At 51.8% G+C, this 25,641-nt stretch carries 23 protein-coding genes; 11 read left to right on the forward strand and 12 right to left on the reverse strand.

All coding sequences use genetic code 11. From position 1 onward, the window contains the following. Nucleotides 1–503: 503 nt before the first annotated feature. Nucleotides 504–1,139, forward strand: a complete 636-nt coding sequence (gene crp, locus ACGHZ6_RS19975; protein ID WP_390615797.1) for a cAMP-activated global transcriptional regulator CRP — start codon at nucleotides 504–506, stop codon at nucleotides 1,137–1,139. Between the two features lie 292 nt (nucleotides 1,140–1,431). On the opposite strand, the gene trpC is transcribed toward crp, so the two are convergent. The 6 genes from trpC to rpe form a co-directional block, all read right to left on the reverse strand. Then, entirely contained in the window at nucleotides 1,432–2,241 is an 810-nt protein-coding gene (gene trpC / locus ACGHZ6_RS19980) for an indole-3-glycerol phosphate synthase TrpC (RefSeq protein ID WP_390619198.1), read from the reverse strand. 5 nt (nucleotides 2,242–2,246) lie between these two features. Next, on the reverse strand, nucleotides 2,247–3,287 hold the full coding sequence (gene trpD / locus ACGHZ6_RS19985) for an anthranilate phosphoribosyltransferase (protein WP_390615798.1): 1,041 nt from the start codon (nucleotides 3,285–3,287) through the stop codon (nucleotides 2,247–2,249). Between the two features lie 24 nt (nucleotides 3,288–3,311). Continuing rightward, on the reverse strand, nucleotides 3,312–3,890 hold the full coding sequence (locus tag ACGHZ6_RS19990) for an anthranilate synthase component II (RefSeq protein ID WP_390615799.1): 579 nt from the start codon (nucleotides 3,888–3,890) through the stop codon (nucleotides 3,312–3,314). A gap of 13 nt (nucleotides 3,891–3,903) precedes the next feature. Beyond that, nucleotides 3,904–5,388 (reverse strand): anthranilate synthase component I, encoded by a 1,485-nt coding sequence (gene trpE, locus ACGHZ6_RS19995; RefSeq protein ID WP_390619199.1) that lies wholly within the window; start codon nucleotides 5,386–5,388, stop codon nucleotides 3,904–3,906. Nucleotides 5,389–5,762: 374 nt separating this feature from the next. Further along, entirely contained in the window at nucleotides 5,763–6,476 is a 714-nt protein-coding gene (locus ACGHZ6_RS20000; RefSeq protein WP_390615800.1) for a phosphoglycolate phosphatase, read from the reverse strand. Between the two features lie 60 nt (nucleotides 6,477–6,536). After that, the gene (rpe, locus tag ACGHZ6_RS20005; RefSeq protein ID WP_390615801.1) at nucleotides 6,537–7,214 is read right to left on the reverse strand and encodes a ribulose-phosphate 3-epimerase; all 678 of its coding nucleotides are present in this window, start codon (nucleotides 7,212–7,214) and stop codon (nucleotides 6,537–6,539) included. A 213-nt stretch (nucleotides 7,215–7,427) separates the two neighbouring features. Here rpe and ACGHZ6_RS20010 point away from each other — a divergent pair, with 213 nt between their 5' ends. Next, nucleotides 7,428–8,576 (forward strand): DUF3530 family protein, encoded by a 1,149-nt coding sequence (locus ACGHZ6_RS20010; protein WP_390615802.1) that lies wholly within the window; start codon nucleotides 7,428–7,430, stop codon nucleotides 8,574–8,576. A 69-nt stretch (nucleotides 8,577–8,645) separates the two neighbouring features. Beyond that, complete coding sequence (locus tag ACGHZ6_RS20015) at nucleotides 8,646–9,770, forward strand: hypothetical protein (RefSeq protein WP_390615803.1); 1,125 nt, start codon at nucleotides 8,646–8,648, stop codon at nucleotides 9,768–9,770. Nucleotides 9,771–9,777: 7 nt separating this feature from the next. Here ACGHZ6_RS20015 and murU read toward each other — a convergent pair whose 3' ends face one another. Continuing rightward, nucleotides 9,778–10,452 carry an N-acetylmuramate alpha-1-phosphate uridylyltransferase MurU gene (gene murU / locus ACGHZ6_RS20020; protein WP_390615804.1) on the reverse strand — a complete coding sequence of 225 codons (675 nt, stop codon included), beginning with the start codon at nucleotides 10,450–10,452 and terminating at the stop codon, nucleotides 9,778–9,780. Beyond that, nucleotides 10,449–11,561, reverse strand: coding sequence for an aminoglycoside phosphotransferase family protein (locus ACGHZ6_RS20025; RefSeq protein ID WP_390615805.1), 1,113 nt, complete (start codon nucleotides 11,559–11,561; stop codon nucleotides 10,449–10,451). The genes murU and ACGHZ6_RS20025 overlap by 4 nt, the downstream gene beginning before the upstream one ends. Nucleotides 11,562–11,801: 240 nt before the next feature. Between ACGHZ6_RS20025 and ACGHZ6_RS20030 the strand changes: the two genes are divergently transcribed. From ACGHZ6_RS20030 to ACGHZ6_RS20055, 6 genes are read left to right on the forward strand one after another with little or no spacing between them, the layout of a single operon-like run. Then, complete coding sequence (locus ACGHZ6_RS20030; protein WP_390615806.1) at nucleotides 11,802–14,549, forward strand: LPS-assembly protein LptD; 2,748 nt, start codon at nucleotides 11,802–11,804, stop codon at nucleotides 14,547–14,549. Between the two features lie 8 nt (nucleotides 14,550–14,557). Then, complete coding sequence (locus ACGHZ6_RS20035) at nucleotides 14,558–15,856, forward strand: peptidylprolyl isomerase (RefSeq protein WP_390615807.1); 1,299 nt, start codon at nucleotides 14,558–14,560, stop codon at nucleotides 15,854–15,856. Nucleotides 15,857–15,914: 58 nt separating this feature from the next. Next, the gene (gene pdxA / locus ACGHZ6_RS20040) at nucleotides 15,915–16,907 is read left to right on the forward strand and encodes a 4-hydroxythreonine-4-phosphate dehydrogenase PdxA (protein WP_390615808.1); all 993 of its coding nucleotides are present in this window, start codon (nucleotides 15,915–15,917) and stop codon (nucleotides 16,905–16,907) included. A 19-nt stretch (nucleotides 16,908–16,926) separates the two neighbouring features. Further along, nucleotides 16,927–17,760, forward strand: a complete 834-nt coding sequence (gene rsmA / locus ACGHZ6_RS20045; protein WP_390615809.1) for a 16S rRNA (adenine(1518)-N(6)/adenine(1519)-N(6))-dimethyltransferase RsmA — start codon at nucleotides 16,927–16,929, stop codon at nucleotides 17,758–17,760. 33 nt (nucleotides 17,761–17,793) lie between these two features. After that, the gene (apaG, locus tag ACGHZ6_RS20050) at nucleotides 17,794–18,201 is read left to right on the forward strand and encodes a Co2+/Mg2+ efflux protein ApaG (protein ID WP_390615810.1); all 408 of its coding nucleotides are present in this window, start codon (nucleotides 17,794–17,796) and stop codon (nucleotides 18,199–18,201) included. Between the two features lie 20 nt (nucleotides 18,202–18,221). Beyond that, nucleotides 18,222–19,028, forward strand: a complete 807-nt coding sequence (locus ACGHZ6_RS20055; RefSeq protein ID WP_390615811.1) for a symmetrical bis(5'-nucleosyl)-tetraphosphatase — start codon at nucleotides 18,222–18,224, stop codon at nucleotides 19,026–19,028. A 49-nt stretch (nucleotides 19,029–19,077) separates the two neighbouring features. Here ACGHZ6_RS20055 and ACGHZ6_RS20060 read toward each other — a convergent pair whose 3' ends face one another. From ACGHZ6_RS20060 to ACGHZ6_RS20070, 3 genes are all read right to left on the reverse strand, one after another. Continuing rightward, entirely contained in the window at nucleotides 19,078–19,488 is a 411-nt protein-coding gene (locus ACGHZ6_RS20060) for an MAPEG family protein (RefSeq protein WP_390615812.1), read from the reverse strand. A gap of 32 nt (nucleotides 19,489–19,520) precedes the next feature. Continuing rightward, a complete protein-coding gene (locus ACGHZ6_RS20065; RefSeq protein WP_390615813.1) occupies nucleotides 19,521–20,219 on the reverse strand; it encodes an SDR family NAD(P)-dependent oxidoreductase in 699 nt (232 codons plus the stop codon). Between the two features lie 176 nt (nucleotides 20,220–20,395). Then, nucleotides 20,396–22,642 (reverse strand): molybdopterin-dependent oxidoreductase, encoded by a 2,247-nt coding sequence (locus ACGHZ6_RS20070; protein ID WP_390615814.1) that lies wholly within the window; start codon nucleotides 22,640–22,642, stop codon nucleotides 20,396–20,398. A 174-nt stretch (nucleotides 22,643–22,816) separates the two neighbouring features. Between ACGHZ6_RS20070 and ACGHZ6_RS20075 the strand changes: the two genes are divergently transcribed. Further along, on the forward strand, nucleotides 22,817–23,311 hold the full coding sequence (locus tag ACGHZ6_RS20075; RefSeq protein ID WP_390615816.1) for a winged helix-turn-helix transcriptional regulator: 495 nt from the start codon (nucleotides 22,817–22,819) through the stop codon (nucleotides 23,309–23,311). A gap of 92 nt (nucleotides 23,312–23,403) precedes the next feature. Continuing rightward, a complete protein-coding gene (locus tag ACGHZ6_RS20080) occupies nucleotides 23,404–24,225 on the forward strand; it encodes a hypothetical protein (protein ID WP_390615817.1) in 822 nt (273 codons plus the stop codon). An 83-nt stretch (nucleotides 24,226–24,308) separates the two neighbouring features. Here ACGHZ6_RS20080 and ACGHZ6_RS20085 read toward each other — a convergent pair whose 3' ends face one another. Continuing rightward, nucleotides 24,309–25,535: an NADH:flavin oxidoreductase/NADH oxidase family protein gene (locus tag ACGHZ6_RS20085; protein ID WP_390615818.1), complete on the reverse strand. Its 1,227-nt coding sequence runs from the start codon at nucleotides 25,533–25,535 to the stop codon at nucleotides 24,309–24,311. Between the last annotated feature and the right edge of the window lie 106 nt (nucleotides 25,536–25,641).

Raw genomic sequence — 25,641 nt, forward strand, 5'->3', positions numbered from 1 at the left:
GTACCACAGTCGCGGAAATTAGACGATGCTGGGACAGTTTTGATCAAATTAGCATTATTCATGGATTTGGCAGGTTCCGGGGCACCTCCCCTCCCCAGATGAAACTTCAGCGAAATGGCACCCAATTCAACACAAATAACCAAAAAACACAGCAAAAACTCCCGAGTCAGATAACCGGTTCACAAAGCCGCCAGACTGCTAGGCCATACGCTAGCCTCAAGAGCCAATAGACGACATAATGCCCCTCTAACAGGCTGTGGGCGCCCCACGTCATTTTTGGCAATACGGCTTAATATGTTTTATCTTTAGAGGGTTGACCGGCCCGAGTGCCTTCACTGACTCATAAAACAATGGCCCGAAACCAAAAACCGTACTGGCGCATAAATGCTTACCCCCGGAAGCTTTCCCTGGTAAGCAGATAACTATAAGCCCACAGTGCATACGTGCTGCACTACTGATGTTGAGCAGTGCACTGATTTTAATGAACACCTAAGGAGTATATTTTGGTTGCCGTGTCGTTGACCCCGCATATCAAGAATGTGGATGAATTTCTGAGCCATTGCCATCGACGCCGTTACCCGGCCAAGAGCACCCTGATTTACGCCGGGGATAAAAGTGACTCCCTCTATTACATCATCAAAGGTTCTGTCACCGTTCTGATCGAGGACGATGAAGGCCGGGAGATGATTGTTGCCTACCTGAATGATGGAGATTTCTTTGGCGAGATGGGCCTGTTTGAGGAAGAGAATTCCCGCAGTGCCTGGGTTCGCGCCAAAACCGAGTGTGAGGTGGCTGAAATCAGTTACAGCAAGTTCCAGGAGCTGACTGACGAGCATCCGGAATTCCTCTTTGCTCTGGGTTCACAAATGGCCCGTCGCCTGCGCAATACCACCCGCAAGGTGGGTGATCTGGCCTTCCTGGATGTGACCGGTCGTGTTGCTCGCACCCTACTGGATTTGTGTAAAGAGCCCGATGCCATGACCCACCCGGATGGCATGCAGATCAAGATTACCCGCCAGGAGATTGGCCGTATTGTGGGATGCTCCCGTGAGATGGTTGGTCGGGGACTCAAGACCCTGGAGGATCAGGGGCTTGTGTCGGTGAAGGGTAAGACTATGGTGGTGTTTGGGACACGTTAGTTCGTTACTAAAGATTCCATGATAAAAAACGGGGCTTTTTGCCCCGTTTTTTATTTCTTAAGACGCTCGACGGATATCTAAATCCGGAGACGGTGGGTGTCGCTGTTCTTCGCGCCCATAAGCGGCCGAAAAAAATCAGCGCTACGTAAACTCGCAAAATGCGCTCAGACAACCTTCGCGACTACCCTGACTTTTTTCGGCCGCTTAAGCAATGGGCTGATTGCTACGAACAGCGACACCCACCGCCTCCTCACTACGTGCCAATACTAGCCTGACCTGGAGCTTGGTAGTGTTAGTTGAACATTTCCAAGAGCTTAAGGCCTGGGTCATCAGCACGCATAAAGGCTTCGCCAACCAGGAAACCGTGGACGTCGTGACCGCGCATGGCCAATACATCGTCAATGGTGTGAATGCCACTCTCAGTGATAACTATGCGATCCTTGCCGATTTTATCAAGCAGGGCGAAGGTGTTATCGAGAGAGGTTTCGAAGTTGTGCAAGTTACGGTTATTAATGCCGATCAACTTGTTAGGTAACTTCAGGGCTTCTTCCAGCTCATCGGCATCGTGTACTTCAACCAGTACATCCATGCCCAACTCCAATGCCAGGGTATTGAGGGTTTGCAGGCGCTCAGGTTCCAGTGCGGCAACAATTAACAGAATACAGTCGGCACCTATGGCACGCGCTTCGTATACCTGGTATTCATCGATAATAAAATCTTTGCGAATCACCGGTAACTTGGATGCGGTACGGGCTTCTTTTAAGTAGTCTTCGCAACCCTGGAAGTAATCTTTGTCAGTCAAAACGGACAGGCAAGCAGCACCGCCTTTTTCGTAACTGATAGCGATCTCTGCAGGATAAAAATCTTCGCGAATCACACCTTTACTTGGCGAGGCCTTTTTAATTTCAGCAATAACTGCGGCCTGACCTTCGGCGATTTTCTTCTCAATAGAAGCAACAAAACCACGGGGCGCATCCTGCTCGGCAATAATTGCCTTTAAGTCATCAATGCTGCACTGCGCTTGGCGCTCGTTAACTTCTTCCTGCTTACGGGCAAGAATTTTACGTAATACGGTAGGCGTATCAGTCACATTAAGCTCCAGGACTTCTATTCGCTATCTTTCTGACAGCGGGTGTAAGCTGCCAATTCGGTAATTTTTTCTTTGGCCAGGCCACTGCCCACAGCATCTTGCGCCATGGCGATACCTTCAGCCAGGGTTTGCGCTACGCCACTCACATAAATGGCGGCACCGGCATTCAGCGCGATAATGTCAGCGGCTTTTTCTCCCGCCTCAGTATCACGTTTGGACAGGGCATTTTGAATTAATGCCAGAGACTCTTCTGCACTCGATACTGACAGGCCTTCCAGGTTTTGGGTGGCAATACCAAAATCTTCCGGTTTGATGGTGTATTCACTCACCGCGCCGTCTTTCAGTTCTGCCACGTAGGTTTCGCAGGCCAGGCTGATTTCATCAAGGCCGTCGGCGGCGTGAACAATCATCACGTGCTCACTACCCAAACGGCCTAACACTTCCGCCATCGGGCGACACAAGTCGCGATTGAACACACCAATTACCTGGCGCTTAACACCGGCCGGGTTGGTCATGGGGCCGAGCATATTAAAGATGGTGCGCTGACCCAGTTCTTTACGTGGGCCAATGGCATGTTTCATGGCGCTGTGATGGGCTGGAGCAAACATAAAACCAACGCCGATATCATTCACACAACCAGCGACTTGCTGTGGTGATAAATCCAACGCTACCCCAGCCGCTTCCAATACATCGGCGCTGCCGGTGGAAGACGACACGGAACGGTTACCATGTTTGGCTACACGACCACCGGCGGCAGCCACGACAAAGGCACCAGCGGTGGAAACGTTAAACAGGTTGGCGCCATCGCCACCGGTACCACAGGTATCCACCAGGTTTTCGGTATCCAGTTGAACACCGGCGGCCAGCTCACGCATGACTTTGGCGGCGCCGGTAATTTCGTCCAGGGTTTCACCTTTCATTCGCAGGGCCACCAGGAAGCCGCCAATCTGCGCAGGCGTGGCTTCGCCTGTCATAATTTGGCGCATGACCGCGGTCATCTCGTCAGTATTGAGATTTTCGCGATTAATTACACATCCCAGTGCCTTCTGAATATTCATGGTGTTTTCCTTATTAATACCTAATTAGCGCTTGAGAAAATTATCGAGGAGATCGTGACCATGCTGCGACAAAATAGATTCCGGGTGGAATTGCACACCTTCCACATCCAGCGTCTTATGACGCACGCCCATAATCTCATCCACTTGGCCATCTTCGGTTTGCGTCCAGGCGGTGATTTCCAGGCAATCCGGCAGACTGTCTTTTTCAATCACCAGCGAGTGGTAACGCGTGGCATCAAACGGATTACCCAAGCCTTTAAACACACCTTGATCGTTGTGATACATGGGCGAGATTTTGCCGTGCATCACCTGACGAGCACGAATAATCTTGCCGCCAAAAGCCTGACCAATACTTTGGTGCCCAAGGCAAATTCCCAGAATCGGAATTTCACCGGCAAAACGCTCAATCGTTGCCAGCGACACACCGGCTTCATTCGGGGTACAGGGGCCAGGAGAAATCACAATTTTCTCTGGCGCCAAAGCCTCGATTTCCTCAATGGTAATTTCATCGTTACGCACGACCTTTACGTCAGCCTTTAATTCGGCCAGGTACTGCACCACGTTGTAGGTAAAGGAGTCGTAGTTATCAATCATTAAAATCATCGTCAGCTCTCCTTTACAGCACCATGTCCACAGCACGGAAAATCGCGCGGGCTTTGTTCATGGTTTCTTTCCATTCCAGGGCGGGCACAGAATCAGCGACTACGCCGGCTCCGGCCTGTACATACAAGGTATCGTCTTTAATCACCGCGGTACGAATGGCAATGGCGGTATCCATATTGCCGTTCCAGGACAGGTAACCTACAGCCCCACCGTAGATACCGCGTTTCTCATTTTCCAGCTCGTCGATAATTTCCATCGCCCGAATTTTTGGGGCACCGGATAAAGTACCCGCAGGCAATGCGGCACGCAGAACATCCATCGCCTTAAGCTCTGGCTTAATTTGGCCGGTCACATTGGAGGTGATATGCATAACGTGGGAGTAGCGCTCAACCACCATTTTTTCGGTCAGCTCCACCGAACCCACTTCAGCCACACGGCTGACATCGTTACGGCCCAAATCGATCAGCATTAAATGCTCGGCGATTTCTTTCGGGTCGTTAACCAGCTCCTGCTCCAACGCCAGATCCTCTTCCGGGGTGTGGCCACGGCGGCGGGTACCGGCAATCGGGCGCACAACTACTTCACCGTCTTCCAGGCGTGCCAGGATTTCCGGGCTGGAACCCACCACATGATGATCTCCCAGATCGAGGAAATACATGTAAGGCGAAGGATTCAAACACCGTAGGGCACGATAGAGATTTAAAGGCTCGGCCTGGAACGGAATCGACAGGCGCTGGGAAACCACCACCTGCATGGTGTCGCCGGCCAGGACATAGTCCTTGATACTGTCGACCGCCTTGCGGAAATTAGCTTCACCAAAGCTGGAGGTAAAATCCGATTCGCGGGCATTTTCGCCCTGTTGCTTCATTTCACTGCTCAGCTGCATAGGTGCAGTGGCAGGTGTGGCCTGGCTCAACTTGGCTTCCAGCTCATCCAGGCGGGCTGTAGCCTTGTTATAGGCATCGTCAATCTCGGGGTTAGCGTGCACCACCAAAATCAGCTTGCCCGCCAAATTATCGAACACCAGCACTTCGTCAGATACCATCAACAGGATATCCGGTGTGCCGATCACATCGGCAGGTACGGTCTTCTTCAACTTTGGCTCAACGTAGCGCACACAATCGTAGCCAAAGTAACCTACCAGGCCGCCGTTAAAGCGCGGTAAACCCTCCAGCTCAGCGGCACGGTAGCGGGCCTGAAAATCTTCGACAAAGCTCAGCGGGTCCGCACACTCATGCTCTTCGATCACCTCACCATCGCGCTCGATAATGATCTTGTCGCCAAAGGCTTTCATCAGAGTGCGGGCAGGCAATCCAAGAATGGAATATTGGCCCCATTTCTCACCGCCCTGTACCGATTCAAACAGGTATGAATAGGGCCCCTGGGCCAGTTTCAGGTAGCTGGAAAGTGGGGTATCGAGATCTGCCAGCACTTCACGCACCAGCGGGATGCGGTTATAGCCTTCAGCGGCCAGCTGGGAAAAACGTTCAGGTGTCATTTTGCTCTGATCCATATTATCGAGGGTCATAGCCCATCCTTAAAACCAAATTCTGTACAGAAGTAGGGCGATCATGGTTGTTGCTGACGATCACCAAAAGACGGTCGCTAGGCGACCACAACGGTGGCTAGAGACGCCATCGCCAGGGGCGGAAGGATGGAAATGTAGAACGAACCTGAGGTTTCACGGATTTTCTCCTAAGTCAGGGGCGCTAGTGTACTGAATTGCAAGGGGAATGCCTAGTGCGGCGTGGGATAAGAAGATATGAGAACGGGGTCCGACCCTACGGGTCGTACCCCGGCTACGAAGCACGTTCAGTAAGGTGCTAAAACCTGGGGTCTGACCCGCAGGGTCAGCCCCCGACAGCAGAGCTCTTAAGCGACTTCTGCAGCAATAGTGCCCGTCAGTTCAGTCAGGCTATCGATAATCAGATCCGGGCTTTCCTCACTGACCGGACGACCGTGGTTATAGCCATAGCTAACCGCCACCACAGGCATACCAGCCGCGCGGGCCGCTTCGATATCACTGCGGGAATCACCAATCATCAAGGTATCTGCCACCTCAACACCGGCTTTTTCCACCAGGTGCAGTAACGGCATGGGGTGAGGCTTCTTCTCTGGCAGGGAGTTACCGCCCAACCAGGCCCCAAAGTAACCTTCCAGGCCAGTGCCTTTCAGAATCGCAGGTACAAATTGCTCAGGCTTGTTGGTCACCATCATCAATGGGATACCAGCAGCTTTCAGGGCATCCAGGCCTTCACGAATACCGACAAACAGCTCGGTTTGATCGGCACTGTGATCGCGGTAGAACAACTGGAATTTCTCCAGGTTCAGCTCCACCAAGGCATCGCTTAGATCTTCTGGGCTCTGGCGTTTGGCCCAGGCCAGGGCGCGACGAACCAGCATGGACGCACCATTGCCCACCCAGCGGCGAACATGGTCGGGGCCGGCGGCCTCGTAACCACCTTCGGTGAGCATATAGTCAACGGCTGCAGCCAGGTCGGGCACACTGTCTACCAGGGTGCCGTCCAGGTCAAAAAGGACCAGCTTGGGCAGCTGACCTTCGAACAGGTCGGTTAGTTGTGTCATGGATTAACCTAATGGGTAGTTTAGAAATCTGTAGCTTGAGCTTATTTCAGCCAGGGTGGTTTACCCGTCCACCTGGGCCAGCTCTGCGCGCATAGCGTCAATCGCGGCTTTATAATCACCCTTGCTAAAAATTGCCGAACCGGCAACAAAGGTGTCCGCGCCCGCCTGGGCAATTTCGCGGATATTATCCGCAGTTACACCGCCATCGATCTCCAGGCGAATATCGCATCCACTTTCGTCAATCAGGGCGCGGGCCTCACGGAGTTTATCGAGGGTGTAAGGAATGAATTTCTGACCACCAAAACCGGGGTTTACCGACATCAACAGCAACATATCCAGCTGTGGCAATACATGTTTAACCACCTCAATCGGGGTGGCTGGGTTAAGGACCAAGCCAGACTTACAACCCGCCTGCTTAATTAATTGCAGGGATCGGTCGATATGCTTAGATGCCTCTGGGTGAAAGGTGATGTAACTAGCGCCAGCATCGGCAAACTGGCCAATCAGATCGTCGACAGGCTCAACCATCAGGTGCACATCGATGGGCGCCTCAATACCGTAGTTGCGCAGAGCTTTACACACCATGGGGCCAACGGTGAGGTTGGGCACATAGTGGTTGTCCATCACATCGAAGTGAACAATATCGGCACCGGCTGCCAGTACTGCATCCACTTCTTCTCCCAAACGGGCGAAATCGGCAGCGAGGATGGAAGGAGCAATTTTAAACTCTTGTTGCATGGAGCACCTGTCAACGTGATATAAGTAGGCAGCGACGTTGCCGCGAGGCCCCGATATCCCTGGCCTGGGCCCTTGTTTTGGGACCTGGAATGGCTGTTGGAGCCATTTGAGCTACCGGGTAAAAAGGCGCCATTGTACTGAATCTGGACAGTTTCACCTAATTTCACGATAACTTGAACAGGAACGACCAGATAGCTAGGTTTATATGACAAGATGATGAAAATCCGCACAATTTCTGTCCTCGTTAGCCTGTTTTGGGCAGCGCAGACATTCGCCCAGGCCCCGGATAGCAAGGCCCAGGCTGAATCTGACACCCCCCAGGAAACAACACAGGAAAATCAGATTCCCCGGTCACCAGCGGTAATAGATCCCCCCGTTCCCGATCTTGAAAAGCGCGCCATGGCACTGCTGGCCGCCAAAGCCAGTCCGGAAAGCGTGGTATGGCTGCAAGCCCTGGATGAAGAATTTCTGGCTCTGTATGAACCGGATATTACCGGCAGTCCCCAGGGAGCGGTGCTAATCCTGCACGCCGAGGGCCAACATGCCAATTGGCCCAATACGATTGAAGTCATGCGTACTACCTTGCCGGAATACGGCTGGGCCACCCTGGCAACCACCCTACCGGCGCCGGATCGTGCGCCCGTGCCAAAGCGTGATTTGCCCACGCGCCCAATAAAGAAAAAGGCTGCTGAAGCCGCGACGACAGACAGTGCAGACAAGGGAACCCCGGCGGAAACAGCCAAAGAGCGCCCGGAAACAGAAGAGATTTACGACAGCGCCGAAAATGGCCTTAGTGGCGGTGAAGCCACCCCCATTCCTGCGCCCGGCCCCAATATTGTAGATACCGACGATATCCCTGTTGCCAGTCCAGCTGAAGTCCGCGCCAGCCAGCGTATTGGCGCCGCCCTGACCTACCTCAACGATCAGGGGCAATTTAATATTGTGCTGGTGGGTGACGGTATGGGCGCAGCCCGGGGTGGTGATTTTGTGATGGCCATTCCACCGGCCACACCACAAACACCCAACGAGAAACCCATTAAACCGATTCGCGCCATGGTGATTATCAACGCCCGTAACAGTGTGCCTGCCAGCGATATCGATTTGCCCAAAGCGCTGTTTGACCCTGAAATACCGACCCTGGATATCTACTTTGGTACCGATGTCCGCGATCCGGCCGAGGCTGAGCGGCGCCGTAAATTTGCTCGCCGCCAGGGTTTTAAGGTCTACCAACAACTGCGCCTGCCGGAAATTGCCAACAACAGGATGCTGGGCGAAAACCGCCTGGCACGCCGAGTGCGCGGCTTCCTGTCGAAGCACGCCAAGGGCGCCAAAGTCGACAACGCTATCGTTATCAAAAACTGAGCGATTAAGACCCAGGCATCCTCATCAACTACACTTACTCATAGGGTTATCTCTTTGCTAGAGGTCTCTATGAGTCAAGCTCTGCCAGGTTCCAGCAATACACATCCCAGCCACCATGCTGGCTGGATTGCTAGCCTGTGCCTACTGCTTTTAAGCGCCTGCTCAACCTCAACCCTGACTCCCAACCCCAATAGCAGCCAACTCACCGAGCTGTTAAACGGCAAGACACTTCAGGAAAGGCTGGAACAACGTGCAGAGCAACCACTCGATTGGAGCCTGCCAGATGACCAGGTGATGACCCTCAACCAGGACATGCATGACTTTTTGGATGCTTACGTCCCCCGCAGAGCCAACCCCACCGTTAAGCTGGAAGCCCTGCTCAATGCCGTTATGCACAGCGGTCTATTGGGAGTCGACTACAATCCACAGGCCACCTATAGCGCCAGTGACGCCTTCTTTTATCGCGAGGCGAACTGCCTGTCGTTTTCGATGATGTTTATCGCCATGGCTAGAGAAGTGGGATTAAGCGCGAGCTTTAATCAGGTCAGTATTCCACCCAGCTGGGAGATGCTGGGCCAGCAAACCCTGGTCAACTACAAACATATCAATGCCAAAGTGAAAACTCGCGATGGGCATCATATTGTTGATTTAAATATCAAAGAATATAAAAGCCATTACCGCCAACGCCGAGCCAGTGACGATCAAGCTCAGGCCCAATACTACAATAACCGGGCCATGGAATTTCTTGCTAACGGTAATACACACAGCGCCTACCGCTATATGCGCAAAGCCTTAGAGTTGGCGCCCAAGCAAGGGGACCTATGGGGAAATTTTGCGACTATCTACCGACGCGAGAAATTATTTACCCAAGCAGAAATTGCTTATCAACAAGCATTGACGCTTGATCCAAACAATCATGTTGCCGCCAGTAATCTCAGCCGCCTTTACCAGCAACAGGGTAATGAGGAACTCGCCAACTATTACCAGCAGCAGGTAATCAAGTTCCGAATGCGCAACCCCTACCACCGCTTCTTTTTGGCGGAGCAGGCACTAAAGCGCAGTGACGTTAGCCAAGCACGCCGGCATATTAATTTCGCGCTTAAGCACAACAAGAAGGAGCCGCGCTTCCACGCGCTAGCAGACAAAATTCAGCAAGCAGAGTTTGCAGAACTGCTGGCAAAAGAATCCTATTAGGCGAGATTTATTGCAGCTTGGCGTCCAGCTGCGCCAATCGTTCAGGCGTACCAATATCCCACCACTCAGCCTCAAGCACTTGGCCACGCAACGCCTGCTTCTCCATTGCCCAGAAAAAGCACTCGCGCAAAGGAAAGTTTTCTCGCGCTTGTGGATAACCACTTACCAAGACAGGATCAATCAGGCTGATGCCGCTAAAGGTAAACCCCTGCTCCTCAGCTCGCGGTTTTAGCAGCCCCTGATCCAGAACGAAATCACCCAGAGGATTGTGCTCTGGGTTTTGCACCATAAACAAATGACCGAGACAGCTCTCAGGTAAGCTAAGTGAACTCAGCTGGCTAAATTCAACATCCGTCCACACATCGCCATTGACCAACAAAAAAGGCTGATCCCCCAAGAGCGGTAAGGCTTGCAAGATAGCCCCACCGGTTTCCAAAGGCTCGGGCTCCTGGGAGTATTGAATGCTCACCCCAAACTGTTCACCCCCACCCAGAAATTCGCGAATTTGCTCACCTCGGTAGGCCAGGTTGATGATCAACTCAGTAATGCCCGCACGCTGCAGGTTTTCCACATGGTACTGAATAAGTGGTTTGCCACCGACGGGCAACAACGGCTTGGGTAAGCTATCGGTCAGCGGACGCATGCGCTTGCCAAGTCCGGCGGCCAGAATCATCGCCTTCATGCTTGACTTTCACCTGCGGCACGGTAATCGCTGTACCAATCCTGCTGTTCAGCCAGGGGCACTAAGTTATCGAGAAACCACTGGCGGAATTCCGCTAGCTCTGGGTAGCCTTCGGCCACATCCAGGGTGTAGCGCATCACCAACGGCAGATCATTTAAATAACCGGACTTGCCATCACGTAACCACAGGCGGGCAAAAATACCCAAAACCTTGATATGCCGCTGCAGGCCCATCAAATCAAACCAGCGCAGGAAGGTAGCTTGTTTTACCAGTGGCAGCAGGCCAACCTCTACCGCCATATTGCCGTAGGCCAGCGCCCAGGCTTCTACCCGCTCGCGGGGCCAGCGGATGTAACAGTCGCGCAACAGTGATACCAGATCATAGGTCAGCGGGCCGCGTACAGCATCCTGAAAATCAATGACGCCCGGCGCTTCACCGTCGCGAACCAGAATATTACGGGAATGGAAATCGCGATGGACTAATACCTGTGGCTGCTCCAATGCAGCGTTTTCCAGTTGCTCAAAGGCATTATCGAGCAATTTATGCTCAGCTTCGCTCAACTCATAGGACAGCAATTGAGGAATAAACCACTCACGCAGCAACTCCATTTCCTGACGTAATCTACTGCGATCGTATTCTGGCAGCTGTTTGTTGCCACGGTTGCCTTTGGCGTAGTCGGCAACCGGACACTGTTGCAGTCTAAGCAATACCATCATGGTTTCGCCATATAACAAATCCACCGACTCTGATGTCAGCTCTCCTAGCAGCAACCGATCACCAAAGTCTTCCAGTAACATAAATCCCTGATCGAGATCGGCGGCGATAATTTCCGGAGCGTGAATTCCCTGATCCCGAAGAAAGCGCGCCAGGGTAATAAAAGTGGCATTGTCTTCGGTCTCTGGTGGTGAAAAAACAGCCAACAGGGAAGGCTCTGACTGAACACGAAAATAACGCCGAAAGCCCGCATCGCCACTCAATGCGGTAATGCTTTCACCCTCTTGATATTGCCACTCACGGATATTGAGCTGTTGCTCCACCCATTGCTGCAGCGGCACCATAAGTTCAGATACAGGATCAGATGAAGCGGGGAAACTGGGCGTACGGCTCACTCGCAATTCCTTATGAAGATTTGTCTTGTCGCCGATTCTAACCGAATTTTATCCAAGCCAGGGGGTGTTTATCGCTGAAGATGCATTCTGTGAGTGGCGTCACAGCGCCATCCCAAGTAGAATCGCCCTTTTACATCGCACTTTACATTGCAACCTGCGGTGATAATAAGAAGCATAAGTGATGCATAAATCGCTGCTAGATGACTAATTAACTATCTGACGCTTGGGATCTTCTCCTACATGGACCATCGGAATTCGCTGTTAAAGCAACATATTCGTCAAGCCTTACGCCCCTCTCGCTCTTCCCTGCTACTGGCAGTGGGATTACTGGCGGCGCAACCCATTACACCACTGCAAGCAGCCGACACCCACCCGGAGTGGAGCTGTCACCCTGCTGCCGATGGCAAAGGCTGGTCCTGTCAGGAGATGCAAGCCCCCGGCCCTGTTTACCAGCGTCCGCAACATGCCACTCGTCACACCAAGGTTACGAACAACGCCGTAGCGGGAGCCGCCGCTGCTGTTCCTGCCCGCGGTTTGAAAGCAGCCAATGTAGACTGGGTACCGGTTGAACGCATGACACCGGAACAGCGTGCTGCCATGAACCCGGTTTGCTGCGGTGACTATATCGAGCCAGAGCGTACCGACGCCGAAGCCGATATGAATCCCAACGATGCACCTCTGCGTGCAACCGCCGACAGCTCTGAAGTTTTGCAGGAAACCACTGCGGTTCTGACCGGTAACGTTAAACTAACACAGGGCTATCGTCAGCTGGAAGCCGATAAAGCCACCTTGGATCAAGCCACCGATCACGCCGAACTGGAAGGCAATATTCGCCTGCGTGAACCTGGCGTACTGGTAACCGGTACCCGTGCGGAAATGGACATGAACAGCGGCCATGCCGTAGTGGAAGATGCCAGCTATCTGGTGCACGAAGCCCAAGCCCGCGGTGACGCCACCAAACTGGAAAACCTGCCAGAAAAAGTGGTGGTACTGGATAACAGTACCTTTACCCGCTGTGAACCCGATAGCAATACCTGGTTCCTGCAAGGCAGTGAGATCAAACTCGATTCCAACACCAATCAAGGTACTGGTAAACACGTTCGCGTAAACATTAAAGGCGTACCAGTTTTCTATACCCCTTATATCCGCTTCCCGTTGGGTAGCGAGCGTCAGTCAGGCTTCCTGTTCCCGTCCATTAGCTCAACTGACAGTGACGGCTTTGATATTGCGACCCCTTACTACCTGAACCTGGCGCCTAATTACGATGCAACCATCACACCGCGTCATATTTCTGATCGCGGTGCCATGCTGGAAACCGAGTTCCGCCATCTGTCGGAATCCTTTGAAACCAGCGTGAGCATGGCCTTTCTCGGCAGTGACGATGGCGGCGGAGATGATGACGACCAAATCGGTAAACTGGATACTGACGGTAACCTGATTACTGAGGATGATGTCCAACGCTATAAAGGCGAAGACCGCTGGCTGTTAAATATTGATCAAATCGGCGGCCTGGACAAACGCTGGAACAGCCGTATCGATTACACCACCGTCAGCGACATCGATTATTTCCGCGATCTGGATACCGCTTCACTGGAAGTGAACAGTGCCACTCACCTGGAAAAATCAGCCGAGTTTGGTTACCGCTTCACTAACTGGAACCTGACCGTTAAGGCCGAGGAATTCCAAACCATTTCCGAAAATACCGAAACCCCTTACAAGCAGCTGCCACGCATCAACCTGGATGGTAACTACCGCTTTGGCGACTGGGTAGTGGAGATGGAGAACGAATACGTCGACTTCGATCACCGCGATGATTTCTGGCGCGACGGTTCCTCACCACGTATTACCGGTGAACGTGCCTTCCTCGATTACAGCCTGAGCTGGGACAAACGCTGGATTTGGGGCTTTGTAAAACCCACCGCTACCGTAAAATCCCTGCACTATAATCTGGATAGCGATGGCTTAAATGCCGGAGCAGAAGACAGCGTCAGCATTACCGTGCCTCAAGGCAGCCTGGATATGGGCCTGTTCTTTGAACGTGAAGGCTCCCTGTTTGGCAATGGCTATGTACAGACCTTCGAACCACGTCTGTTCTACTTCTACAGTGACTACGAGAGCCACGATGAGCTGTTTGATGTCACCAACGGATCTGGTTCACGTGCAGACGTTGACTTTGATACCTCTGAGCTGACCTTCAGCTACAGCCAGCTGTTCCGTGATAGTCGCTTCTCCGGTAACGACCGTATTGGTGATGACAACCGTCTGTCAGTTGGCCTAACCACCCGCTTTATCGAAACCAGCACCGGCATCGAACGCTTTAGCGCCAGCCTGGGACAGATCTACTACTATGATGACCGTGCGGTTGATCTGACACTGACCAGCGAGCAAGCCCTGCTTAACGCAGACAATACTGCCAACGATTCCGAAATCGCAGCACAACTGGCTGCCCGTATTGGCGATCACTGGACCCTGAGCACCGATCTCGCCTGGGATGAAGATGAGAACGACAAAGTCTCCCGTGGCAGCTCCAGCCTGCGTTATATGGATGACGACTATCGCATCTTCAACCTGACCTACCGCTTCTCTCGTCGCGCAGGCAAAGTCGATACCAATGATATTGACGGTGACGGCGATACCAGCGAGCTGATTAACAACGACGTAGATCAGGCTGATCTGTCCTTTATCTGGCCAATCGCCGGTGGCTGGAGCCTGGTAGGCCGTGGCTATCACGATTTCACCTTCCAGCGTGAACTTGAGAGCATGGCTGGCGTCGAATATAACAGCTGCTGCTACCGTATGCGTGTTGTAGCCCGCCGCTGGCTGGATAACGACCTGGCCAACGTCATTGATGATGAAGAGCTGGAATACGATAAGGGCATTTTCTTTGAGTTCCAGCTGAAAGGCCTGGGTGGTATCGGCAGTACAGTAAGCGGCATCCTCAGTGACGGTATCTACGGTTACGACCGTCGCGAAGAGAATCAGAAATAAGAACGGCCATGAAAAAACAGACTATGTTGAAAGCGATTAAAACCCTGACCGCTGGCGCCCTGTTAAGCGCCAGCCTGTTCACCCAGGCACAGACCATTGCCCTGGATAAAGTGATTGCCGTTGTCGATGACGATGTTGTTATGGCCAGCGAACTGCACCAGCGCATGTCTATGCTGGCCACACAGCTGCAAGCCAATAATACCGAGTTGCCGCCACCGGAAGTGATGCAACAGCAGCTGCTGGAGCACCTGATTGTTGAGTCCCTGCAATTACAGATCGGCCAACGCGTTGGCGTTACAATCACCGACGCAGAGCTGGATCAAGCTATTGATCGTATGAAAAAGGCGAACAAACTCAACCACGAGCAGTTTATTGCCAAACTCAAGCAGGATCGCCTGACGTTAAATAGTGTTCGCGAGCAAATCCGCCGCGATATGATTATCGAGCAGGTACAGCGCGGTAGCGTGAATCGCCGTATCAAGATTTCCGAGCAGGAAATCGATAACTTCCTGCGCTCCAAGGAAGGCGAACTGTTCTCCTCCCCGGATTACAACCTGGGCCACATTTTTGTTGGTGTAGCCTCTTCAGCCAGTAAAGATGAAATCACCCAGGCTGAGAACAAAGCCAGCTATCTGCATGAGCAACTGCAAGCCGGTGCTGATTTCCGTCAACTGGCGGTAGCCAATTCCAACGGCCAAAATGCGCTAAAAGGCGGTGATTTAGGCTGGCGTAAATCGGCACAGATGCCAGAGATTTTCGCCGATGCTATTGCCGACATCAGCAAAGGCGAAATCACCGAACCACTGCGCAGTGGTGCAGGTTTCCACATCCTGAAACTGTACGACAAGCGCGGCGGTGGCCTGCAGATGATCGAACAGTCCAAAGTTCGCCACATTCTGGTTAAACCTTCCACCATCCTGTCCGATGAAGAAGCTCGTCAGGAACTGGTCGATATCCGCCAGCAAATTATCGACGGTGAAGACTTTGGAGAGATGGCCCGCGAACACTCAGAAGATGTCGGTTCCATGCTGAGCGGTGGTGACCTTGGCTGGTCCCTGCCCGGTAAATTTGTACCGGCCTTTGAGGCAGCCATGGACAGCACCGACGTTGGCGATATCAGTGAGCCTTTCCGCAGCCAGTTTGGCTGGCATATCCTGCAGGTGGAAGAGCGTCGCCAGCAAGATATGAGTGATACCGTTAAACGTAACCAGGCCCGCAACCTGCTGCGCGGTCGTCGCTTTGAAGAAGAGCGCATCAACTGGCTGCGTGAAATCCGCGACGAAGCTTACGTCGACATTAAAGGCTAAACCCACAGTCACTAGCGGCTAGTTTCTAGTAACTAGTGACTAGCTGCTCGAGACTGACATGACCCTACGCCTTGCCCTGACTCCCGGTGAACCTACCGGTATAGGCCCCGACCTTACCATCGCCCTGGCACAACAGGGTTACCCCTGTGAAGTTGTCGCCATTTGTGACCCGGAGCTGCTAACAACCCGGGCACAGCAGCTGGGTCTCCCCCTTAGCATCAAGCCCTACCAAGCCGATAAAACGCCTGAACCATTGGCGGCCGGTGAAATCGTTGTCTGCCCGGTAACCCTGAAGGCGCCAGCCACGACAGGGGAGCTTAATAAAGCCAATGCCCCCTACGTTTTGGAAACGCTGGACCGCGCCATTAGTGGCTGCCAGTCAGGAGAGTTTGCCGCCTTGATTACAGGCCCCGTTCACAAAGGGGTGATCAACGAATACGGCCTCAGTTTTAGCGGCCATACTGAATACCTGGCCGACAACACTAATACCGAAAAAGTGGTGATGATGTTGGCCACCGAAGGCCTGCGGGTAGCTCTGGTGACCACCCACCTGCCCCTGGCCGATGTGCCGGCGGCTATTACCCCGAAAACCCTGACCCAGGTGACGCGCATCCTGCAGCACGACCTGGTAAACCACTTTGGTATCAAACAGCCTCGTATTCTGGTTTGTGGCCTTAACCCCCATGCCGGTGAAGGCGGTCATATGGGCCGGGAAGAAATTGATGTTATCGAGCCGACACTTGAAGCCCTGCGCAGCGAGGGTATTAACCTGATAGGGCCTCTGCCCGCTGATACCCTGTTTACCCCCCACCATTTGGATAATGCCGATGCCGTGTTGGCCATGTACCACGATCAGGGCCTTCCCGTGTTAAAATTCAAAGGGTTTGGGCAAGCAGTGAATATCACCCTGGGATTACCGATTATTCGCACCTCGGTTGATCACGGTACCGCCCTCGATTTAGCCGGCAGCGGCAAGGCTGACAGTGGCAGCCTGATGACGGCCCTGAGTTATGCGCGAGATATGGCATTAGCTCGCAGTAACTCACAGTAGCAAACAACAGAACATACCTATGAGCAACAACGACAAACAAGCTGGCCTTGAGCACAAGGCCCGCAAACGCTTTGGCCAAAACTTTTTGGTGGACGACGGTATTATTCGCCGTATCGTAAAATCCATTCGCCCCAAGGCCGAAGATAACCTGGTGGAAATTGGCCCCGGTAAAGGCGCCATCACCTCGCAACTACTGGCTGCCTGCCCGACCTTAAATGTTGTCGAACTGGACCGGGATCTGATCCCCATTTTGCTGGCCCAATTTATTGCCGACTATCCTGAGCTAACCATCAACCAGGCCGATGCCCTGAAGTTTGATTTTGGCCAGCTGCTGCAAGATAAAGAAGGCAATGCCAAAGGCCCACTGCGTATTGTCGGCAACCTGCCCTACAATATTTCCACCCCCCTGATCTTTCACCTGCTGAGCTACGCCGGCAATGTCAAAGACATGCACTTTATGCTGCAAAAAGAGGTGGTGGATCGTATGGCAGCCCAGCCGAATGAAAAAGCCTACGGCCGCCTCGGCATTATGGTGCAGTATTACTGCAAGGTAGAAAGTCTGTTCCCGGTGCCACCGGAATGCTTCCAGCCGCGCCCCAAGGTAGATTCTGCCATTGTGCGACTGGTACCCTACGACGCACCGCCCTACCCGGCCAAGGATATAAAACTGCTGGAACGCCTGGTGAATACCGCCTTCCAACAACGCCGCAAAACCCTGCGCAATGCGTTAAAGCAATTGATACCTGTTGAGGCCATCGAAGACCTGGATATTGATACCAGCAAGCGCCCGGAAAATTTATCCCTGAAAAATTTTGTCGACCTAAGTAACAAACTTATCGACATTATCGAGTAGCCAATTTATTGAGTAGTATTTTTAAAGATAGCCATGAACGAAGAACACAATATCGACGCTGATTCCGAACATCAGTCTCGCATTTTAATTGAAGTCGAAACCTCCTATATGGATGACCAATCCAAACCGGAGGCCAATCGCTTTGTGTACGCCTACACCATTACAATCACCAACCAGACCCAGGAAGATGCACAACTGATCAGTCGTCACTGGGTTATCCGTGATGCACACGATAAGGTACAAGAAGTTACCGGCTTGGGTGTAATCGGCGAGCAACCACATATTGCACCAGAAAAGTCCTATAGCTACACCAGCGGCGTGGTATTGGAAACCGAGATTGGCACCATGGAAGGCAGTTACCAGATGCGTAAAACCAGCGGTGACCTGTTTGATGCACCGATTCCTACTTTTGCGCTCGTACCGCCGCACGCCATTCATTAAGGAATATCAGGGACGACGCTATGGCCACTTACGCCGTTGGTGATTTGCAGGGCTGTCTCAAACCACTGAAATGCCTGTTAAAGACGGTAGACTTTGACTGGCAGCAAGATCACCTGTGGCTGGTGGGCGACCTGATTAACCGCGGCCCCGATTGCCTGAAAACCCTGCGCTTTCTCTACAAGCATCGCGACAATATCACCGTCGTGTTGGGCAACCACGACCTGCATTTACTGGCGGTTGCCTACGGTTATCGTATGCCCGGCAATGGCGACACCCTCGATGAGATTCTTGCCGCCGACGACTGCTTTGAATTGATGGATTGGCTGCGCCATTGCCCCTTGGTACACACTGACGAGGAACTGGGCTACACCATGGTTCACGCGGGCATTCCACCGCAGTGGAGCATTAAAAAAGCCAACAAACGCGCTCGTGAACTGGAAGCGGTTTTGCAAAGCGATGACTTCCACACCTACTTTGAAAACATGTACGGCAATACGCCGGACTGCTGGGATAAAAACCTCGAAGGCGTAGACCGCTGGCGGGTAATTACCAATTACTTTACCCGCATGCGTTTTTGCTCCAAAGACGGCCACCTGGAATTAAAAAGTAAAAGCGGCCCCAAAAACCAACCCAAAGGCTTTGCCCCCTGGTTCTCTCATAAAAAACGCAAAACCGCTGACGATAAAATTATTTTTGGTCACTGGGCGGCCCTGGAAGGTAAAGCCGATACCGAAAATATTTATGCGCTGGACACAGGTTGTGTGTGGGGAGGCAGCATGACCATGATGCGCCTGGAAGACGAAAAACTCTTCAGCTGCGATTGCTAGCCTGAGCAAGGGGTCCGACCCTGCGGGTCGTACCCCGAGTTAAAAACACTTATACAGCCAACATCAGCAACCTGACAATAACCAGCAAAAACAGCCCCCAACAAAGGATATTGCCCAGCACTCGCGCCGGAGGCAATCTGGAGGTATTTTGTTGAATACCCACCGCATGCAAAACCCTGGCAAGTAATAACGTCACACCAGCCACATGCAAGGTGAATACACTTTCACCCAACACCGCCAACATCATTAAACCCAACAAAATACTTGGCACGTACTCAATATTATTCCCATGAGCGCGAATGGCCTTTTCCAACCCGGGGACCGCACTGCCAACACCAACCGCCACGCCTTCTTTTGCACGCCAGCGATAAACGTTAATCGCCAAAAACAACATCACGCCAAAATTCAGCGCCGCCCAAAACACAACAACTTTGATAGCCTCAATGTTCTCTAATCCCATAACCTCTGCACCTTCACTCTCTTTTGATTTGCTTACCAGTTTTCACAGTAAGGTCGGATTTCCACATTAAATGACCAACTGGATTTCGGCTGATGCACCACCCGGAAACATTCATTGGCGATATCGACAGGCTTACAAAAGAAATCATCTTCCGCATCCGGATAGGCTTTTCTAGCCCAGGGCACATCAATCACCGCATCGATAAGCACATAGGCCACATGAATACCTTCAGGCCCCAAACGTCTGGCAATAGATTCAGCCAGTATCCGCTGCGCCGCTTTAGTTGGGGCAAAGCCGGCAAAATGCGCCTTACCGCGATAGGCCGAGGTATTTCCCGTACACAGAATGGCGCCACTGCCTCGGGCAATCATCTCTGGCGCCAACAGTTGACTCAGATGTAACAACGCCATGGTGTTAACCTGAAAATTCTCTTCAAGCACCTTGGCCTCTACCTGAAGAAAGTCCCCAAAAACACCGCCCACGGCATTATGTATAACTACATCAGGTAGCCCTAATTGGGTTTTTACAGTATCAATAGTGGATGTGAGCGAGGGCAGGTCGGAGACATCACACACATAGGCCGTCGCAGTATCGATTTTCTGCTCCAAGGCTTTGAGGCGCTCTTCATTTCGCGACAGCATCGCCACATGATAACCGTCCTCAGCAAACCGACGAACAAGCTGGGTGCCCGTACCAGGCCCTACACCTGTAACTAGACATACTTTTTTCATTTTTTGCCACCCTTTATTTATCGATAAATAGAGTACAACAGAAAAGCGGATTACCGCCTATGAAATGAGTTTGCCACCCCTAGAAAAACTTTGACTACTACAATTAAGCTGCAGGATAGATTAGCGCAGCATCAGGGGTCCGACCCTGCGGGTCGGACCCCGTCTCTACATAGCATCTATGTATCTTTAGCGGACAACATACGAACTCGACAACTCAACCCTTTAAGATGTGGAATGCCCTGCTCCCAATCCAAATGATCTTCATCATCCAAACACAACATAGCGTCTGAATGTTTGTAAGCACTGGAGAGAAAATCTACACCGGTTTCAGTCTCCGGCTTCCACCACCCATGGGGAACACGCACCAGATCATCAGGCATATTTTCACGAATGCCTACTTTCATCTCGATAGCAGCCAGCGAGTTTTCCACCACTGCCCATTCATCTTCAACCAAACCATACTTATCAGCCATTGCAGGGCTTACAAACAGGTAAGGCTCAGGGCAACGCTTACGCATTTCCGGAATATGGCGATGGCCGGTCTGGAAGTACTCATCCTCCCGGACACCAGTAAACATGGTCAGCGGATATTCCTCAGAAGGTTCCAAATCTTCTCGGAAGTAAGGCAGTGGATCAAACCCAAGATCTTCCAACACCGAAGACTTTAACTCTACCTTGCCACTGGGTGTGGCAAACCCCGTTTGTTCGAATTTTTTGAAATGAGGTTTGGTGAAAAATATCTCATGCTTTTCAGAAAACTCTTTAAAACCCATACCGGTTTTTTCCAAACGGTAATCGTAGAATTCTTCGATGGTTGCCCAAGGCACAATCTCAGGGCGACCGATGGCAGTGGCAATTTGACGCCAGAACTCAAAGGTACTCTTTGCCTCCCCTCTAGGCTCCACGGCCTGTTGAGAAACACGATAAAAACTCATCCAGCCAAAAGAATCTGTTAGCCAAGGCCGCTCAAACCAGCTGTCCCCGGGGAGAATATAATCCGCCAACTGTGCAGAAGGCGTCATAAATTGTTCGTGAGCCACGATTAAATCCTGATTCATCATGCCCTTTAAAATGCGAGGCATATTGGCGTAACTCATCAGCGGGTTATTGCCCAACAGGAAAAACGCCTTAACCGGGTAATCACCTTCGCCCGCCATCGCTTTAAAGGTTTCGGTGGGGTTAGCCATAAAACAACCGGTAAGCTGATTGTTATACTCTCGCCCCCACACACGCTTACCGGGTTCCAGGAACGGACGCTGGCCGCGATAGGTAAAGGCCGGATGTTTATCGGATCCCAGTTGTTTATCCTGTTGCTCGATAGACAATTTATAGTGCATCTCGATATCGGATTCAGGGACAATATCAGGGTGAAATCCCTGCAATACATCACCGCCGGGCACATCCAGATGCCCACATACTGCACGCAAAATACTTTGCAGGCGGATGCCAGAAGTACTGTTACGTTGCATATCGGTGATGGGCGTCCAGGGAATAACACTAGGGCCTCCGGTAGCGTAAAGGCGAGCGGCTTCAGCAATGGCTTCGGGCTCACAACCGGTCAGTTCAGCAACGCGTTCGAGCGGATATTCATTGACACGTTCGCGCAACTCTTCAAAGCCGATGGTCCATTTCTCAACAAAGGCTCTATCGTAAAGCCCCTCATCAAAAATAACCTTGAGCCACCCCAAGCACATAGCAGCATCGGAACCGGCCTTTAACGGCAACCAGATATCCGCCTGCTCGGCGTTTTCACTCTTGCGGGGATCTAACACAATTAACTTTGCGCCGTTCTTTATGGCCCGCTGAATTTGGTTGTGGATAGGCACCCAACTGTGTTTTTTCGGGTTATGGCCGAACAATACGATGCACTTGGAATTTCCAATATCCGCAGCGGGGAACCAGCCATAGGTCATACGGTTTACCGCAGCGGTATTACCGGCACACAGGGCCACACCACTGATCCAGTTAGGCGAGCCCACATGGTTCATGATTCGGCGCCCCAGACCGTGGTCAGTACCGGTGTTCCACTGGCTGGTGGTCACCGCCCAGGCTTCAGGGCCGTATTGATCAATAACGGCATTCAGGCGCTTGCCAATATCCGCCATAGCCTCATCCCAGCTGACCTCTTCCCACTGCCCGGAACCACGCTCACCCACACGCCTGAGCGGCTTGGTAATACGCGTCTCGTGGTTGAAACCGGAAGGTGCCGCAACCGCCTTCATACAAATATTGTCACGGAACATGGGGTTATCGGAATGGCGCACACGCTCCACCTTACCGTCCTTCACCTCAATGGCCACATTACAAGCGATATCGCAGCTGGCGCATATCGACTTAACGGCCTTTACTCCAGGCTTGGTCTTCTTGGGATCGGTTACGTCTTTTACATAATCATCTGCATCCAGCAGCACTGCACCCGCCATTGCGACACCTCCACTCAGGATATTAATTAACTCTTGTTATTGAATACTTTGTAAGTCCAGATAACGGACATACTAATCCAAAAACTGGACTTTATACAATTTATTTACTATATTTTTTTACAACGTAAGCTAGGCAACCCCTGCCAATTAAGAAATATCAGGTGAGAAAGACACATGAAATGGGAAGAACTCCCCCAACAGCAATGCTCCATAGCCCGCAGCCTGTCAGTTGTGGGCGACCGCTGGACCCTGCTGATTCTGTCGGACAGCTTTTTGGGCGTGAAACGCTTCGAGGCCTTCCGTGAGCGCCTGGGCATCTCGCGTACGATCTTGTCGGACCGACTGAATCTGTTGGAGCAGGAAGGCGTGATTCGCAAGCAGGCCTATCAGGAAAAGCCTACCCGCTATGAATACAGATTGACCTCAAAGGGCAGGGACCTCTACCCGGTGATTCTTTCCCTGCTGAAGTGGGGTGATAGCTACTATGCAGATGAGGCGGGCGCCCCGATTCTGGTAGAACACCAGGACTGTGGCCATGACTTTCATGCCGAGCTGGTGTGCTCTCACTGCAAAGATCCGGTCAGCACCCGCAATGTTAAAGCCCGTAAACGACCGGAACACCCGGATTTTCCTACAGTTGAGCGTGGCCCTGCTCCCCAAGCCAGTTAACCTCTCCAGAAGTTAACGCCAAGGAAATAAGCACAGCCTGAGCTATCCTGTAATAATGCATTGTCGTCATTTATCCCCAGGCCAGGCCGAGCATGTATCGCTACGTACTATGTCTAGCGCTAGCTTCTATCGCTAACACTCTTAGCGCAGAAACCATCGAATACCTAATACCGGAAGAGGCTTCTGGCGCGTATCAATCTAAACATTTCCCTTATGAGCACGAAACCTCATTGGGGATGATTGATCGAATAGTCCTGGCGCTCGTGGAAGATACAGATATAGAACTACAACCCAAGATCATGCCTGCCATGAGAGTGCGTAGCCTAACCACTTCTGATCCAAAACGAAAATGGCTAACCTTTGTGTTTATTGGTAAAACCTGGTCGGCGAGAATTGCTGATTCCCCTTCTGAGAGCTGGTCACTTTCCAAGGGAGCATCAAGATTTCACCTGGCAAGTTTTCACACCTCGTTTTGGTACACCGCCCCACCAGCGCACATACCCAAAACCGGGACAGACTTGCGGAACAGCGACATCGTAACCCTGACAACTATAGGTTATAAGGAGTTAAACCAATGGGTATCTCAGTTTGGCCTTAAGCTTGTTAGAGTAAAATCAATCAATCATGCTTTCAAAATGCTTGCCAGTAATCGTGTGGATTTTGCGTTTTTCAGTGAGGCCAGTGCCCGCTGGCACTACCATAAGCTAGAACGGAGTGCCGACCAATTGCATCGAATAAAAGATCCCGCCTACTCTCTAAGAACTGAAGTCTACCTGTCCTGGAACAATGCAATCAGTGAAGCAAATCAACAACACTTCCGAAAAACATTAACCGACATGGAAAAGAACGGTAGGCTGGGCTCGATCCGCCTTCAATACCGCTTCGATCCACCTAATAAGACAGAGCAAGAATAGCCAGTTGAAGGAATCATCTACGCTCCACAGATACATTGTGGATAACCCGTAAAGCGTATAGACAAGTCAATCTACGAACAGTATTACGCTCTTACGCGTTTAACCACCTGGCCACGCTTCCAGAACTGGTAGAACACATTAATCACAGAAAAAAGCCCTCTCGGCTTGGAACCCGGGGCCTTACCCTCAGCCATACGACGAATCTGGTTGGTATACCAACTGATTTCCATAATCGCCATATCATCGACTTTCTTAATACCGGTCGTGATTGGTTCAACGGTTGAGCGATAACCCTGGCCCTGGAGAATTTTGTTAGCCAGATTGGGATCAACCGCATAAGGGCGGGCCAAACCAGCCACATCCATAGCACCGGAATCCAACGCCTCCTCAATAGCAGCCTGAGATCTAAAACCACCGGTCACCATCAGCGGTGCCGACACATTTTTCTTCAGCTCTTCAGCAAATTCCAGGAAGTAAGCTTCGCGCTTACGGGTAGATTCTTTTTGCTCACCACGACGGTTAACCGGGTTCTCCCAGCTGCCACCGGAGATCTCTATCAGATCAATACCCAGTCCATCCAGAACCTTGGCCACTTCAATGGATTCTTCGTGAGTAAAACCACCTTTCTGGAAGTCTGAGGAGTTGAGTTTGATTGCGATATTAAAACGCTTGCCCGTAGCCTCCCGAATAGACTTATACACTTCGGTCACAAAGCGCATACGATTCTCCAGAGATCCACCCCATTGATCGGTACGCTTGTTATGGTTTGGCGACAGGAATTGGCTGATCAAATAACCGTGAGCACCGTGCAACTGCACACCATCGAAACCGGCTTTTTGCAGGATCACCGCTGTGTTGGTGAACCGCTGGATAATATCGAGGATTTCATCTTCGCGCAGCTCTCGCGGTGGCATAAACATATCACTGACCAACGGAATCGCCGAAGGAGCTACCGGACTATCATTTAAAAACTTAGGCGACTGCTTCCCGGGGTGGCTTAACTGCGCCCAAATCTGACCACCTTGGGATTTAGCGGCTCTGGCCCACAATTTCAGCTCGGTCAGATCGCGCTCATCTTCAACAGCCACCGCCAGTGGTTCATTGGCATGGTGGGCATCCACCATCACATTACCCGTAACCAGCAGGCCGGAACCACCCTCGGCCCAGGTTTTGTAAAGCACTTCGAATTCACGTACGACACGCCCTTCACCGGTCGCCAAGGCTTCATTCATGGAGGACTTACACAAGCGGTTTTTCAGCACACTGCCGGATCGCAGCTTCAGCTCTTGCTGTACAGGGGAGTTAGACATAAGAGTACACCCAAAAATCTATCGTGAATTGGTAGCCTCCCAATATAACGAATTTCGCCAATGGCCGTGTTGCGATTATTTTATGGGTGTACCGAGCTTTTCGAAT

Origin of the sequence: Maricurvus nonylphenolicus (assembly GCF_042854845.1) — a bacterium.
Classification (GTDB): Bacteria; Pseudomonadota; Gammaproteobacteria; order Pseudomonadales; family Cellvibrionaceae; genus Maricurvus; species Maricurvus nonylphenolicus.

What these genes read in the sequence shown, in the direction of transcription:
- trpD (WP_390615798.1), bottom strand. Translation starts at nt 3,287, where the DNA reads ATGAATATTCAGAAGGCACTGGGATGTGTAATTAATCGCGAAAATCTC.
- ACGHZ6_RS19990 (WP_390615799.1), bottom strand. Translation starts at nt 3,890, where the DNA reads ATGATTTTAATGATTGATAACTACGACTCCTTTACCTACAACGTGGTG.
- trpE (WP_390619199.1), bottom strand. Translation starts at nt 5,388, where the DNA reads ATGACACCTGAACGTTTTTCCCAGCTGGCCGCTGAAGGCTATAACCGC.
- ACGHZ6_RS20000 (WP_390615800.1), bottom strand. Translation starts at nt 6,476, where the DNA reads ATGACACAACTAACCGACCTGTTCGAAGGTCAGCTGCCCAAGCTGGTC.
- rpe (WP_390615801.1), bottom strand. Translation starts at nt 7,214, where the DNA reads ATGCAACAAGAGTTTAAAATTGCTCCTTCCATCCTCGCTGCCGATTTC.
- ACGHZ6_RS20010 (WP_390615802.1), top strand. Translation starts at nt 7,428, where the DNA reads ATGATGAAAATCCGCACAATTTCTGTCCTCGTTAGCCTGTTTTGGGCA.
- ACGHZ6_RS20015 (WP_390615803.1), top strand. Translation starts at nt 8,646, where the DNA reads ATGAGTCAAGCTCTGCCAGGTTCCAGCAATACACATCCCAGCCACCAT.
- murU (WP_390615804.1), bottom strand. Translation starts at nt 10,452, where the DNA reads ATGAAGGCGATGATTCTGGCCGCCGGACTTGGCAAGCGCATGCGTCCG.
- ACGHZ6_RS20030 (WP_390615806.1), top strand. Translation starts at nt 11,802, where the DNA reads ATGGACCATCGGAATTCGCTGTTAAAGCAACATATTCGTCAAGCCTTA.
- ACGHZ6_RS20035 (WP_390615807.1), top strand. Translation starts at nt 14,558, where the DNA reads ATGAAAAAACAGACTATGTTGAAAGCGATTAAAACCCTGACCGCTGGC.
- pdxA (WP_390615808.1), top strand. Translation starts at nt 15,915, where the DNA reads ATGACCCTACGCCTTGCCCTGACTCCCGGTGAACCTACCGGTATAGGC.
- rsmA (WP_390615809.1), top strand. Translation starts at nt 16,927, where the DNA reads ATGAGCAACAACGACAAACAAGCTGGCCTTGAGCACAAGGCCCGCAAA.
- apaG (WP_390615810.1), top strand. Translation starts at nt 17,794, where the DNA reads ATGAACGAAGAACACAATATCGACGCTGATTCCGAACATCAGTCTCGC.
- ACGHZ6_RS20055 (WP_390615811.1), top strand. Translation starts at nt 18,222, where the DNA reads ATGGCCACTTACGCCGTTGGTGATTTGCAGGGCTGTCTCAAACCACTG.
- ACGHZ6_RS20060 (WP_390615812.1), bottom strand. Translation starts at nt 19,488, where the DNA reads ATGGGATTAGAGAACATTGAGGCTATCAAAGTTGTTGTGTTTTGGGCG.
- ACGHZ6_RS20065 (WP_390615813.1), bottom strand. Translation starts at nt 20,219, where the DNA reads ATGAAAAAAGTATGTCTAGTTACAGGTGTAGGGCCTGGTACGGGCACC.
- ACGHZ6_RS20070 (WP_390615814.1), bottom strand. Translation starts at nt 22,642, where the DNA reads ATGGCGGGTGCAGTGCTGCTGGATGCAGATGATTATGTAAAAGACGTA.
- ACGHZ6_RS20075 (WP_390615816.1), top strand. Translation starts at nt 22,817, where the DNA reads ATGAAATGGGAAGAACTCCCCCAACAGCAATGCTCCATAGCCCGCAGC.
- ACGHZ6_RS20080 (WP_390615817.1), top strand. Translation starts at nt 23,404, where the DNA reads ATGTATCGCTACGTACTATGTCTAGCGCTAGCTTCTATCGCTAACACT.
- ACGHZ6_RS20085 (WP_390615818.1), bottom strand. Translation starts at nt 25,535, where the DNA reads ATGTCTAACTCCCCTGTACAGCAAGAGCTGAAGCTGCGATCCGGCAGT.